Raw genomic sequence first — 12,881 nt, 5'->3', positions numbered from 1 at the left:
TATCCGTAGTTCTACGGATTTGCACTTCCTTCGAGCCACAGGCGAGTCATTTCCGCTTGCGATGTGGTGCCCAGTTTCACGCCAATGGCTGCACGGTGACTGTCGATGGTGCGTGGAGATAATCCAAGACCATCCGCAATCTGCCGGGTGGTGAAGCCTTGCGCAATACGGTCCAGCACATCGCGCTCGCGTGCTGTCAACATATCGAGCAAGGCAAGTGTTTCGGCTCTCAGCGCCTTGCTGCCCAGCTTGTGGTCCAGCAATTGCTGGGCTTTCTGGATCGCATCGATCAGGTCCTGCTCATCGACGGGTTTGGATAGATAATCTACAGCGCCATTGCGAAAAGCACGGCGGCAGGCTTCGATATCGCCGTGGCCGGAAATAATGATCACAGGCCAGTCGATTTCCTGCGCAGCCAAAACTTCCTGCAGTTTAAGGCCCGTCATCACCGGCATACGAATGTCGAAAATCAGGCATCCGGGCGTCAGTCGTGGCAATTGCGCCAGAAATGCAGACGGATCGGCAAAAGTTTTAACCTCGATATCTATGGTCGAGAGCAGAAGGCTGAGGGCCTTTCTGACTGCTGCATCGTCATCGACGAGGTAAACAGGCTGAACCATTAATTTCAACTTTCTCTGTCGGCAGCCATCGGAAGCACCACGCGAAATAGCGCGCCGTGTTCCTGTGGGATATAGGAAATCTCGCCGCCGAAGCGTTCAACCAGACGTTGGCTCAGCGCAAGTCCAAGGCCGGTTCCCTCGGGACGGTTTGTCGTAAACGGCGTGAAAAGGCGAGGCAGCAGTTCGGGCGCGACACCTGGGCCGTTATCCTGAACCTCCAGAACCGCCATGGTTCCTTCCGTTTTAAGCGACGCTGTTACGTGCCGATCACGATCATCGTCGGTGTCACGAAAAGACTCGATGGCATTGCGCAGAAGATTGAACATTACCTGCTCCATTTCCACCGGGTCTACTGCGGCCAACAAGGGGCTTTCAGGCATCAGAAGGTCTAACCCGACACTTTGCCGTTTTGCTTCTGAGGCCAGCAAGGTTTGTACATTTTGCAGTGAAAGGCGCAGGTCGGCTTTGATGTTTTCCCTGCGTTGCGGACGCGACCAGTTGCGCAACCGATCCAGAATGGCCGAAGCGCGGCGCGCCTGATCCACCATATCGTCAAGCGCACTCGCAAGCGCCGTTGTGTTGTTGCGGCTCAACAGGCGGCGTCCGGCCTGCGCCCCAGCGAGAAGCGCCGTCAGCGGCTGCGTCAATTCATGCGCCATACCGCTTGCCATTTCACCCATCGTGTTGACGCGCGATGCATGGGCCAGGCGGGCTTCAAGGCCGCTCAGTTCTGCGCGACGCTCCGCATGGCGTGTGCGTTTGATTTGGCGAATGATGACCAGCCCCCCGAAGAAAAGCAGGTTTGTGAGAACGAGGATCGGGATCAACTGGTCCAGAGGCAGCAGAGCGGCCCATCCCACCTTCATGGCGGTTTCGAAAAGAAGCGGCTGAGAGGCGCTTCCCAATTGCTTGGAAAAGAGCGCTGCGCCAAATGATACTGGGTTGCTGAAAAGAATTGTTCCATCCGGCATCAGAAGACGGCGCGCAACACCGCTACGGCGCCAGAATGCATCGTCCGAGCTGATCAGGGCGTCAGCATTGATCGATAGCGCCAGCCCATCGTGGGGATCGTCGTTATTCGGGCTGCGCTTTATAATCAGGTAATGCCCGGGACGCGCCGCTGGTGTGATCAGTTTCGGAACGCCGCTCGATGAGAGTGCCGCCGCTCGTATGGTTGCGGTCAGCTCCGGTTCCAGCTCTCTTGTGCCGGTGACAGGCGCTGACGGGTCGATCGGCACAAGTTGAATTTCATCGATCCGTGGATAGAAACGTGTGATGGTCGTAGCGACTTCGAGAAACACGTCGTCTTGTGAGAGTTCGGCAGTTCGCACCTTGGATTGGGCTATCGTCGAAAGCGCAGTCAAATGGGCATCATGCTGAACCGCACGTTGAGAAGCTTCACGATGTAACGTGAAACTGGCTGCCTGGAGTTCGGACAACAATTCGGATCGCTGATAGACTGCAAGGCCGCTGGTCACCAGAAAATTGAGCAGAAGCCATATGATAAATGGGAGCAAGGCAGAGCGGAACCGCGCCCATATGCTTCCATTATGCAGGTTCATAGTTCCATCCTGATACCGATCGCTATTCCGGCAAAACATATCGATACTGATTTGCTGCGCCAACAGGAAATCGTCCTGCGTTCAGGTTCCAGTCATCTGAGCGAGATTATCAACGGTCATAGGGCTGCTGGTGTTTCGCAATAGCGCTATTCCGGTGGCAGATGGTTTGTTCTGAAAGGATATCTTGATCATGGATTTCATGCGTCGCTCATTTTTGTTGTCCGGTGCGGTGCTGGTGCTTGCGGTATCCGCATGTCAAAAAGAACAAGTCCCGGCTGCGCCCAAAGCTCAGGCTGGAATTTGCAAAAAAGATGTCGCAGAAACCCTCGCTGGCAAGGATAGACTTACCGACGCCGCCGCCATGCAGCTGACAGGCGCAACCATCGTCCGCCAAGTGAAGCCCGGCGATCCGGTTACGATGGATTTCAGGCAGGAGCGCATTACTATCGAAACAGACGCCACGACCGGCAAAATCAGTCGTGCATATTGCGGTTAGCTGTTTCTCATAGCTGGGACGCAAATAAACAGCGCAAGAGAAACTTTGCCAATCAGCTAAGTTTTCTCTTGCGCATTGTTCCGATATCTGAATAGTTAGCAATATGGCTAAGCATGATCCAGATCTTTCATTATTGTTCCACGCGTTGGCAGACCCGACACGACGGTCGATCCTGACCCGTTTGGCCGGTGGGCCCTCAGCGGTGACGGAATTGGCTGGTCCGACGGGGCTGCGCCTGCCGACGGTGATGCGACACCTTTCCGTGCTGGAAGAGGCCGGTTTGATCGTCTCATCGAAGGATGGACGAATACGTACCTGCGCTATCCGCCCTGAAGCTATGGAGCCAGCGCGCAGTTGGATGGATGAACAGCGCGCCATTTGGGAAGCACGTCTGGATCGGCTGGATGCGTTTGTGATGAATGTGATGGAGGAGCGCAAGAATGACACGGATTGAGAAGCCCGGTAGCATGGGCGTAGCAGCAGCAGGTGACAGTCGTTTTGCAACGCTTACCTTTGAGCGGAACGTGGCGGCGCCGGTATCCGTTCTGTGGCAGGCGTGGACCGCACCCGCCGCACGCGCGGTCTGGGCTGCGCCAAACTCTGCCGTCGAAGTGGAATTTCTGGAAGCCGACACACGGATCGGCGGTCGCGAGGTTTCGCTATGCAGGGTGAAAGGTCAGCCCGACATTCGCTGCGAATGTGGCTGGCTCGAATTGCAGCCCGCGTTGCGCAGCGTGAATTACGAAGTGATCTCCAGCGAAGGCGTGAAGCAATCGGCAGCATTGGTCACGGCCACCTTTGCCGATAAGGGGGAACGCAGCAGTGTGGCGGTGACGGTTCAGCTGTCTTCGCTGGCCGGGAATATGGAGGCGGGCTATAGCGAAGGCTTCGGCGCGGGTCTAGACAATCTGGCACAAGCCGCCGAGCGCACCATGGTGTTGCAGAAAATCATACGGGCGCCGCGAGCGGTTGTCTGGAAGGCATGGATGAACCCCGAGACGTTGCCGCTTTGGTGGGGGCCGGAAGGTTTTTCGTGTCGCACAAAGAGGATCGATCTTCGTCAGGGCGGCGAATGGGTTTTCGACATGATCGGCCCGGACGGCACAGCCTATCCGAACCACCACCGCTATTGTGAGGTCAGGCCGGAGGAACGGCTGGGCTATACGCTTTTGTGGGGTGAGAACGGGCCGAAACATGCCGATGCATGGGCCGCGTTCGAGGATCAGGACGGGTTTACGAAAGTAACCTTAGGAATGGTCTTCAGCACAGCGGCTGAATTCCAGGATGCCAAGGGCTTCGGAGCGATTGAGCTGGGGACGGAGACACTCGGCAAACTGGATCGTTTTGTCACAACGAAATGAAATTCGCCAGTTCAGCTCTTAAAGCAATCGATGGCGCATTCGTGGGAGGCGGTCGGTTGTCTCCTACGAATGCAGCCCTTTGATCTGTATGCCCACAATTTCTTTAGCCAGGGCAATCCTGTCGGCGTCGGTATCGACGCTTCTGGGTTGATACCAGATCGACAGCCAGTTGATGGCGCCGAGCACTGCTTTGGCCGCTATCGACACGTCGACATGGCGAATGCTGCCGTCCTCGATGCCTTCGCGAATGACCTGCTTGAACAAATCCTCAAACCGGCGTCTGATCGAGATCAGCTCGTTGAGCGTTCTGCGCTGGTCAGGTGTGGTCGCCGCGAGCTTGTGCATGTGAACGCCTTGCACCACCACAGCTTCGAAAGCGACGTTGTTCATCATGGCAAGCGCGTGAGCGGTGAGCATCTCTTCAAGCCGGTACAGGCCTGAGCCATTCAGCGTCATAACCGGCTCAACGGCCTTGAACAGTCGTTCCATGCCTTCGCGGTGCACGTCGAAGAACAAATCCGTCTTGGAAGAATAGTAATGATAGATACGCCCCTTGGTGGAGCCCATCCTGCGCGCCACATCATCAATGCTTGTGGTCGAAAAGCCTTGTTCCATGAAACACTGGGCGGCGGTTTCTAGGATCACGACATTCCCGGTACTGTCCGTGCGGTTAGATCGGCGGCTGTCAGCCATCTGCTACTCCGATTTATGCGTAGGTAAGCGGCAACCAAGCCTAGCAAATTTCGTAAGGAAAATGCCACTAGACAAAGCGATGTTCAAGTGCATACTACTCAGTATGTTGTTGATTAATGCGACCGCGTTCCATTTTTCAGCGCTCGGAGGACAAAAATTTGGAAATACAGCCTAATTCTGCTGCGTCTGCGCGCTCCGCAAGCGCAGAAAGCCAGCTCCTGTACTCGGACTGGATCAAGATCGATCAGCAACTTGTGGATCGGTTTGCGGATGTGATCGACGATCATCAATTCATTCATACAGACCCCCAACGCGCAGCGACTGAAAGTGTGTTCGGTGGCACCATCGCACACGGGTTTCTTGTGCTCGGCCTATTGACCAAGCTCAGCCGCGAGGTTTTGCCGGAGGTTGCAGCCGGTACGGTTGAAATCAACTATGGCTTCGACAAAGTCCGCTTCCTTTCGCCAGTGAAGGTGGGTTCTTCCATCCGTGGCGTGTTCAGTTCCAAATCGGTGCAGCCGAAGGGTAGCGGTCAGCTCCAGACTCTTGCAGCGACCGTTGAAATCAAAGACGAAACCAAGCCAGCACTCGCCGCTGACTGGCTCATACTGACAGTAGGTTGAAGATCACATGGCCATTTCTTTTGAAAATCGTGTTGCAATTGTAACGGGTGCGGGCGGCGGGCTTGGGCGCGCTTATGCCCTCGAACTGGCAGCGCGCGGCGCAAAGGTCGTCGTGAACGATTTCGGTGGCAGCCGCGACGGCACCGGGGGGGCATCGGAGGCAGCCGAAAAGGTCGTTGCGGAAATTCGATCCAAGGGCGGTGTCGCCATTGCCGACGCCGGCAACGTCACGAAGTTCGAAGACATGCAGGTGCTGGCGAAGCGCACGGTCGAAGAATTCGGTCGCATCGATATTCTCATCAACAATGCCGGGATCTTGCGCGACAAGAGCTTCGCGAAGATGGATATGGCCGATTTTCGCGCCGTGGTTGACGTGCATCTTATTGGCTCGGCCAATGCCAGTCGGGCGGTGTGGGACGTCATGAAAGGCCAGAACTATGGCCGCATCCTGATGACGACCTCTACGTCTGGCGTTTATGGGAATTTCGGCCAGTCCAACTATGGTGCGGCCAAGGCAGGCCTCGTCGGCCTGATGAATGTGTTGCATTTTGAAGGCGACAAATACGACATTCATGTCAATGCGATTGCCCCGACTGCTGCAACGCGCATGACCGGCGATGTGCTGGATGAGGAAATGCTGGTGCGCCTCGCACCCGAAAACGTCGTTCCGGCTGCTCTCTTCCTCGTCAGTGAACAGGCGCCAAGCCGCACTGTGCTTCTGGCTGGTGCGGGAACTGTGGCCCGTATGGCGATTGTGGAAAGTGAAGGCGTTTATCTGCCGAAAGGCGAGCGGACACCGGAAGCCGTTGCGGCTGCTTTCTCAAAGATCGATGACATGACTAATTTCATCGAGACGGATGCCGGTTTGGCGCATGTGGACCGCATCATCGCGACGTCCCGCGCCAATGAGGTTATCGAATGACGGCGTCAAAACCCCGACCGAAGGCTGAACCCCGGTCAGCCTATCGGGAGTTCTACGATATGCAGACGCGCTGGAGCGACATGGACATTTATGGCCACGTCAACAATGTCGTCTATATGCAATATTGCGATGCGGCATTGAACCGGTCGCTGATTGCGTCTGGTGCTCTGGAGTTGAACGGCTCTACACCCATTGGTATCGTTGCGCGCAATTCAACGAATTATTTCTCCGAAATTTCCTATCCTGACAATGTCGTTGTCGGGGTTCGCGTCGAGCATATCGGCAATACCAGTCTGCTGTGGGGTTTTGGCATCTTCAAGGATGACGAAGAGTTGACCGCCGCTGTAAGTGAATATGTGCATGTCTATGTAGACCGAGACACGCGACGGCCGGTTCCGCTGACTCCGGAATTGAAAGAATTGGCCGACAGGCTTTACGTTTCGGCGTCAGTGGAGGAGTTTTGATGAGAGAAGCTGTCATAGTATCAACTGCGCGCACACCGATTGGCAAAGCCTATCGCGGAGCCTTTAACGACACGTCTGCGCCAGCGCTGGCGGGTCACGCGATTGCCGCTGCGGTTGAGCGCGCGGGCATTGATGGCGCGGAAGTAGAGGATGTGGTTCTCGGTGCTGCGCTTCAGCAAGGCACGACCCACATGAATATCGCCCGCACGTCCTTGTTGCGGGCTGGCCTTCCGGTTTCAGTTCCGGGTCAGTCTATGGATCGTCAATGCGCGTCGGGGCTGATGGCTATCGCAACAGCCGCCAAGCAGATCACCGGCGATGGTATGACGATTGCTATTGGCGGTGGTGTGGAGCAGATTTCACTCGTGCAGAACGAGCATATGAATGTCTATCGCTGGCGTGATCCCTGGCTGACGGAGCATCTGCCCGCCACTTATATGAGCATGATTGAGACGGCGGAGATCGTTTCAGCGCGTTATGGTATATCGCGTGAGGCGCAGGATGAATATGCGCTGCAATCGCAGCAACGCACCGCGGCTGCACAGGCCGCAGGCCGCCTGAACGCCGAGATTGTCCCGATCCAGTCCACCATGCTGGTCAAGGACAAGGCCACGGGCGAGGTCTCCGCAAAAAGCGTTGAGCTGGCCATGGACGAAGGCAATCGCCCCGAAACCACACTGGAAGGTTTGCGCGGGTTGAAGCCGGTCTTTTCCGGGGGGCAGACAATAGCGCAGGGTGGCTTTATTACCGCTGGCAACGCCTCGCAATTGTCGGATGGTGCTTCGGCATCTGTTTTGATGGAAGCAAAGGAAGCGGAAAAGCGGGGCCTATCTCCGCTTGGTGTTTATCGCGGAATGGCGGTCGCCGGATGCGAACCTGACGAGATGGGTATCGGCCCGGTTTATGCCGTACCGAAACTGCTAAAACAGCATGGCCTGACGGTTGATGATATCGATCTGTGGGAACTGAACGAAGCCTTTGCGGCACAGGTGCTTTATTGCCGCGACAAGCTTGGTATCGACAATGAAAAACTGAACGTAAGTGGCGGCGCTATTTCGATTGGCCATCCTTATGGAATGTCGGGCGCGCGTATGACCGGGCATGCCCTCATCGAAGGCAAGCGGCGCAATGGACGTTACGTGGTGGTGACCATGTGCGTTGGCGGCGGCATGGGCGCTGCGGGCCTGTTCGAAATTTGCTGATAGATACGAAAAAGGCCGGTCAAACCGGCCTTTTTCATGATGTTACCAGCGGCGCTATCAATAAGCGGCTTTATAAATCGCCAAGGCATCCGCCTCAGTGACCTTGCGCGGATTGTTGACCAGAAGCCGCGTCTGTTTCATTGCGTCGCGCGCAAGCAGGGGCAGATCGTCTTCCGTAATATTCACTTCGCGCAATGTCTGCGGCACGCCGAGCTCACGGCTGAGATCCGCCAGTTTTTCGACAAAGGCTTCAGCACGTTTTTCTGCCGACACGGTGCTCAGTTCCGGGAAAACGTCTGCTGCAATTTCCGCATAAATGTGGCTGGCTTCCGGCAAATTGAAGCGCAATACATGCGCAAGCACGAGTGCGTTGGACAAGCCGTGCGGCACATGGAAATGCCCGCCAATCGGGTATGCGAGTGCATGCACAGCAGCAACCGGAGAATTGGCAAAGGCCTGACCGGCAAGCAACGATCCGAGCAACATAGCGGCGCGTGCGTCGCGGTTGCCGCCCTCAAAGACCGCAGTGCGAATATTGGCGCCGAGCAGTTGCAGGGCGTTGCGCGCCAGCGAACGCGACAAAGGATTGTTGTTGGCCGAAGCTGAAGCATAAGCCTCGATGGCATGGACCATCGCATCGATGCCGGTGGCAGCGGTTACCGCTGCTGGCAAGCCGACAGTCAAATCCGCATCCAGGATTGCCATGTCAGGCAATAGCAGCGGGGAGACAACGCCCTTCTTCTCCGATGCTCCCGTGGTGATGATTGATATCGGTGTGACTTCCGATCCCGTGCCCGCCGTCGTTGGTACCAACACGAGCGGCAGGCGTGGCCCGCGCGCGATGTTCACGCCGTAAATGTCGTTCAGCGTTTCACCGCTTTTTGCCAACAGGGCGGCAACCTTTGCAACATCCATTGATGAGCCACCGCCGATGGCGAGAACGCCAGTCGCTTCGTGGGTGACGATCTGGTTCTTCAGCGCCAGAACATTGCTTTCCGGTGGGTCGGCCTGCACATCATCGAAGATCGAAACGGCAATGCCCGCCTGCTCCAAGGCGTTTGTCGCTGGGGACAGCAGTCCGAGCTTACGCAATCCTTTGTCGGTGACGATAACAACGCGCTTGCCCAATAGGTGTCCGGCAATATCGACAATCTTCGCCAGCCCGCCGGTTTGCAGCACGATGGATGGCGTTGTGTTGAAGATGAAATTTTCCATGATGTTCAGGTCTTTCGATTTTGAGAGATCAACTCGCGCGCTTCACCTTGAGCTCGCGATCAATCGTATCTCCAGTAATGCCTTCGCTGCGTAGTACATGTTTCTGAATTTTACCGCTCGAGGTTTTTGGAAGAGATTCCAAAATTCGTACATAGCGCGGCACCATGAAGCGGGGCAGACGACCTGCGAGAAATTCCAGCAGTTCTCCGGCGACGATTTCCTGCCCTTCGACAGGGGTTACGGCGATCAGAACTTCATCCTCGCTCAGTTCACTCGGGACTGCGATGGCTGCGCATTCCTTGACGGTGTCGTGGAAAAGCACTTCGGCCTCCAAAGCGAAGGAGGAGATATTTTCACCGCGCCGCCGGATGACGTCTTTCAGGCGATCCACGAAGAAATAAACACCGTTTTCATCCTTGCGAAAGCTGTCTCCAGTGTGAAACCAGCCATTGCGCATGGCTTCGACGGTAGCTTTCGGATTGTTGTAATAACCTTTCATCAACGCCCAGGGGCGGTCGGAGCGGATGACCAGTTCACCAGCCGTGCCATCCGGCACTTCGATGTCGTTTTCGTCAACCACGCGCAGCTGATACCAGGGGCGCGGCTTTCCGGCGATTCCCTTTTGCGTGATGCCGGGTCCAGCAACAAGCGGGCTGGCGATTTCGGTCATGTTGTAGATGGTCCATGCCTCGACGCCGAATCTTTCCGCAAATAATGGGCCATCCTCGCCGAACGGGGTAATGAAGGCGCGCCGCAGCGGGTGGTTGCGATCATCCGATGAAACCGGCTGTTTCAGAAGGAAACTCGCCATGACGCCCAGCAACAGGCAATAGGTCGAGTTCGTATCCCGAACGGCCTGCCAGAAATGCTGGGTTTTGAACTCGCGCATCATACCGATGGAAAGGCCACGCGCCAGCATCGCATAGACATAAAGGGTGGAGCCGCAATGGAAGATCGGACCGCAGATCATGCAGCGATCCGTTTCATCGACGCAGTCAAAGGCGTCCGGGCCCATCGTATAAAGCTGCACATAAGAGGTTACGACGCCCTTGGCGTTGCCCGTCGTACCCGAGGTGTACATGATGGCAAGCGTGTCCCACGGCTCAATCGGCTTGTCGAGAACAAGTTCGGTTTCGCTGACTGTTTCCACGTCAGACAAAGGCAGAGTTTCCACACCATCGACTGCACAGCTAACAGAGCCTTCGACCACCAGAACCTTGCGCAGTTTGCCGGGTGCGACATCCAGCAATCGTTCCACCAGATCGGCGTGGGCGATCATCAACGGTGCATCCGCATCGTCCAGAATATGTTCCAGAGGGCGACCGAGTGCTGCGGTGTTGATTGGCACATAGACTGCGCCGATATAGTTGATTGCGAACCAGGTGGTGAGCAGATCCGGGCCATTGCCCATAAAACAAAGCACGTGATCGCCGCGTTTTACGCCATGGGATTGCAGCGTTGCCGCGCGCTGGCGAACTCGGTCGCGGGTCGTCTTGTAATCCCACTCCGTCGACGGCCAAAAATGCACGAATGGTGCCGTGGGGCGCTCGGCTGCATATTGATCGAGAAGATATCGCAACACGGAATGGTTACGGTTGAGCGCGCGCTGGTCTGGCGTCATGTTCTGAATTCCTCCTACCCGGCCACAACTAAACCTTCAAAAGAGGGCAGTTGCAAACCTGTTTGGAATATGCAACATACTCGGTAGTATGTCAAAGCGAAAACATCTGGGAGGATGGAAATGGCCATAGTCGATATCAAGCGCGAGGGACCGATTGCGGTGGCGCGCTATGACCGCGGCGGCAAGGCCAATGCTCTCAATGAAGAATCGATCAAGGCGCTCATCCAGGCAGCGGACGAGTTATCGGCGGATGACAGTGTTCAGGTCGTTATCATCGCCGGAACCGAAAGCCGCTTTTCCGGCGGCGTCGATCTGAAAGACGAGAACCTGTGGCGCACCAGTGCGGGCGCCGTTGCACGCCACACGGCCATGTCGCTCGGCGGCGTCATGTGCGATCGGTGGCGGTTGTTGCCGCAGATCACCATTGCAGCGGTTGAAGGTCCGGCAGTTGGTGGTGGCGGCATCCTGGCCTTGGCAGCAGATTTCCGCGTTATGGCGGAGGGGGCCTTCTTTCAGTTTCCGGAAGTCCGTCTGGGCATGACGCTGGGTTGGGGCGGGCTGCCCCTCCTGTCATCGCTAATCGGCCCGACGCGCGCCAAGCGGGCGCTTTTCGCTAATGACCGGATCGGCGAACAGGACGCGCTTCATATGGGTCTTTGCGACAAGATTGCCCCGGCGGGCGGTGCGGTCGAAACCGCCAAACTCTTCGCGCAGACCATCGCCGAATGCCCGCCGTTGGCCTTGCGGATGACGAAACGAGCTATTGATCAAGAACACCGCGCCAACTGGGCTGCGCCTTATGAAGCCGACCAGTTTTATCTGGCGAGACTGATTGCGGAAAGCAGCAGCCAGTCGGGCTGACACCGTTGTAATTTGGGAGGAGGAAAACATGAAAATGAAATCAATGATGCTTTCGGGTGTGTTTGCCACCATGATGCTCGCAAGTCCGGCTTTGGCAGAACCGGTTCGGCTGGGCGTGCTGACGGATATGTCCGGCATGAACTTCGACCTGGCAGGCGAAGGTTCGGTCGTGGCCGCAAAAATGGCGGTGGAGGATTTCGGCGGAAAGCTGAATGGGGAGCCCATCGAGGTCATCGTCGGCGACCATCAGAACAAGCCGGATATCGGTTCGACGCTGGCGCGCAGCTGGATCGACGAGAAGAACGTCAAAGCCATTATCGACGTGCCGACATCATCGGTCGCCATGGCGGTTCAAGAGATCACGCGTGACAAGGACATAGCGTTTCTGGCGTCCACGGCAGGTTCCTCGGACCTGACCGGCAAAGCCTGTTCGCCAACGACGGCGCAATGGACCTGGGACACCTATTCGCTCGCCAATGGCACCGGTCGCGCCATGACGCAGGAGGGCGGCAAGAAGTGGTACTTCATTACCGTTGACTATACCTTCGGCCATGCGCTGGAACGCGATACAGCGGAAGCCGTCAAGGCAAGCGGTGGCGAAGTGGTGGGCGCGGTGCGTCATCCGCGTGAAACCACTGATTTTTCCTCCTTCCTGCTACAGGCGCAAGCATCGGGCGCTGACGTGATTGCTCTTGCAAATTCGTCGGGCGATACGATGACCGCCCTCAAGCAAGCCAGTGAATATGGTATTACCCAGGGCGGCCAGAAGATCGCAGGCATGTTGCTGTTTCTCTCTGACGTTCATAGCGTTGGCCTCGAAACTGCAAAAGGCCTGACGCTGACCACCGGCTTTTACTGGGATTATGATGATCAGACCCGTGCCTGGTCGAAGCGTTTCGGGGAACGGATGAACGGTAAAATGCCGACGATGGTTCATGCAGGCGTTTATTCGTCTGTCATGAATTACCTCAAGGCGTCCGAAGCGGCAAAATCCACCAGCGGCAAGGCCGTGCTCGACAAGATGCGCACGATGGATATCAGTGACTTCTTCGCTCGCAATGCAAAGCTGCGCGCCGACGGTCGTATGGTTCACGACATGTATCTCGTTCAGGTCAAGTCACCTGAGGAATCCAAAGGTCCGTGGGACTATTACAAAGTTCTGCGCACCATCCCCGGTGACGAGGCATTCCGTCCGCTCGACAAGGGCGGCTGCCCGCTTGTGACGCAGTAAAGAGGCTTTT

At 56.4% G+C, this 12,881-nt stretch carries 14 protein-coding genes; 9 read left to right on the top strand and 5 right to left on the bottom strand.

The window, feature by feature from the left end; translation table 11 throughout:
• Positions 1-11 precede the first annotated feature (11 nt).
• On the bottom strand, positions 12-620 hold the full coding sequence (locus ABWW11_RS12805; protein WP_109365914.1) for a response regulator transcription factor: 609 nt from the start codon (positions 618-620) through the stop codon (positions 12-14).
• A gap of 5 nt (positions 621-625) precedes the next feature.
• Entirely contained in the window at positions 626-2,182 is a 1,557-nt protein-coding gene (locus tag ABWW11_RS12800) for a sensor histidine kinase (RefSeq protein WP_109365915.1), read from the bottom strand.
• A 190-nt stretch (positions 2,183-2,372) separates the two neighbouring features.
• Between ABWW11_RS12800 and ABWW11_RS12795 the strand changes: the two genes are divergently transcribed.
• The 3 genes from ABWW11_RS12795 (at position 2,373) to ABWW11_RS12785 (ending at position 4,039) form a co-directional block, all read left to right on the top strand.
• The gene (locus tag ABWW11_RS12795; RefSeq protein ID WP_244597037.1) at positions 2,373-2,678 is read left to right on the top strand and encodes an I78 family peptidase inhibitor; all 306 of its coding nucleotides are present in this window, start codon (positions 2,373-2,375) and stop codon (positions 2,676-2,678) included.
• Between the two features lie 103 nt (positions 2,679-2,781).
• Complete coding sequence (locus ABWW11_RS12790) at positions 2,782-3,132, top strand: ArsR/SmtB family transcription factor (protein WP_109365916.1); 351 nt, start codon at positions 2,782-2,784, stop codon at positions 3,130-3,132.
• Positions 3,119-4,039, top strand: coding sequence for an SRPBCC family protein (locus ABWW11_RS12785; protein WP_109365917.1), 921 nt, complete (start codon positions 3,119-3,121; stop codon positions 4,037-4,039). The genes ABWW11_RS12790 and ABWW11_RS12785 overlap by 14 nt, the downstream gene beginning before the upstream one ends.
• Before the next feature lie 63 nt (positions 4,040-4,102).
• On the opposite strand, the gene ABWW11_RS12780 is transcribed toward ABWW11_RS12785, so the two are convergent.
• The gene (locus tag ABWW11_RS12780; protein WP_109365918.1) at positions 4,103-4,732 is read right to left on the bottom strand and encodes a TetR/AcrR family transcriptional regulator; all 630 of its coding nucleotides are present in this window, start codon (positions 4,730-4,732) and stop codon (positions 4,103-4,105) included.
• A gap of 164 nt (positions 4,733-4,896) precedes the next feature.
• On the opposite strand from ABWW11_RS12780, the gene ABWW11_RS12775 reads away from it, so the two are divergent.
• From ABWW11_RS12775 to ABWW11_RS12760, 4 genes are read left to right on the top strand one after another with little or no spacing between them, the layout of a single operon-like run.
• Entirely contained in the window at positions 4,897-5,355 is a 459-nt protein-coding gene (locus ABWW11_RS12775) for a MaoC family dehydratase (protein ID WP_413464683.1), read from the top strand.
• A 7-nt stretch (positions 5,356-5,362) separates the two neighbouring features.
• Positions 5,363-6,277 (top strand): SDR family NAD(P)-dependent oxidoreductase, encoded by a 915-nt coding sequence (locus ABWW11_RS12770; RefSeq protein WP_319080410.1) that lies wholly within the window; start codon positions 5,363-5,365, stop codon positions 6,275-6,277.
• On the top strand, positions 6,274-6,741 hold the full coding sequence (locus tag ABWW11_RS12765) for an acyl-CoA thioesterase (protein WP_094513360.1): 468 nt from the start codon (positions 6,274-6,276) through the stop codon (positions 6,739-6,741). Before ABWW11_RS12770 ends, ABWW11_RS12765 begins: the two co-directional genes overlap by 4 nt.
• Positions 6,741-7,943 (top strand): acetyl-CoA C-acyltransferase, encoded by a 1,203-nt coding sequence (locus ABWW11_RS12760; RefSeq protein WP_109365920.1) that lies wholly within the window; start codon positions 6,741-6,743, stop codon positions 7,941-7,943. The genes ABWW11_RS12765 and ABWW11_RS12760 overlap by 1 nt, the downstream gene beginning before the upstream one ends.
• Positions 7,944-8,000: 57 nt before the next feature.
• On the opposite strand, the gene ABWW11_RS12755 is transcribed toward ABWW11_RS12760, so the two are convergent.
• Together ABWW11_RS12755 and ABWW11_RS12750 are read right to left on the bottom strand one after the other, a co-directional pair.
• Entirely contained in the window at positions 8,001-9,158 is a 1,158-nt protein-coding gene (locus ABWW11_RS12755) for an iron-containing alcohol dehydrogenase (protein ID WP_109365921.1), read from the bottom strand.
• 28 nt (positions 9,159-9,186) lie between these two features.
• Positions 9,187-10,779: an AMP-binding protein gene (locus tag ABWW11_RS12750; protein WP_319080409.1), complete on the bottom strand. Its 1,593-nt coding sequence runs from the start codon at positions 10,777-10,779 to the stop codon at positions 9,187-9,189.
• A gap of 120 nt (positions 10,780-10,899) precedes the next feature.
• On the opposite strand from ABWW11_RS12750, the gene ABWW11_RS12745 reads away from it, so the two are divergent.
• Positions 10,900-11,640 (top strand): enoyl-CoA hydratase/isomerase family protein, encoded by a 741-nt coding sequence (locus ABWW11_RS12745; protein WP_094513366.1) that lies wholly within the window; start codon positions 10,900-10,902, stop codon positions 11,638-11,640.
• A 28-nt stretch (positions 11,641-11,668) separates the two neighbouring features.
• Complete coding sequence (locus ABWW11_RS12740; protein ID WP_109365923.1) at positions 11,669-12,871, top strand: ABC transporter substrate-binding protein; 1,203 nt, start codon at positions 11,669-11,671, stop codon at positions 12,869-12,871.
• Positions 12,872-12,881: the final 10 nt, after the last annotated feature.

It is taken from the genome of Brucella sp. NBRC 113783 (genome assembly GCF_040372265.1).
Taxonomy (GTDB): domain Bacteria; phylum Pseudomonadota; class Alphaproteobacteria; order Rhizobiales; family Rhizobiaceae; genus Brucella; species Brucella teleogrylli.
The sequence above is the reverse complement of the archived record's forward strand: the minus strand, read 5'-3'. Positions and strand labels throughout refer to the sequence as shown.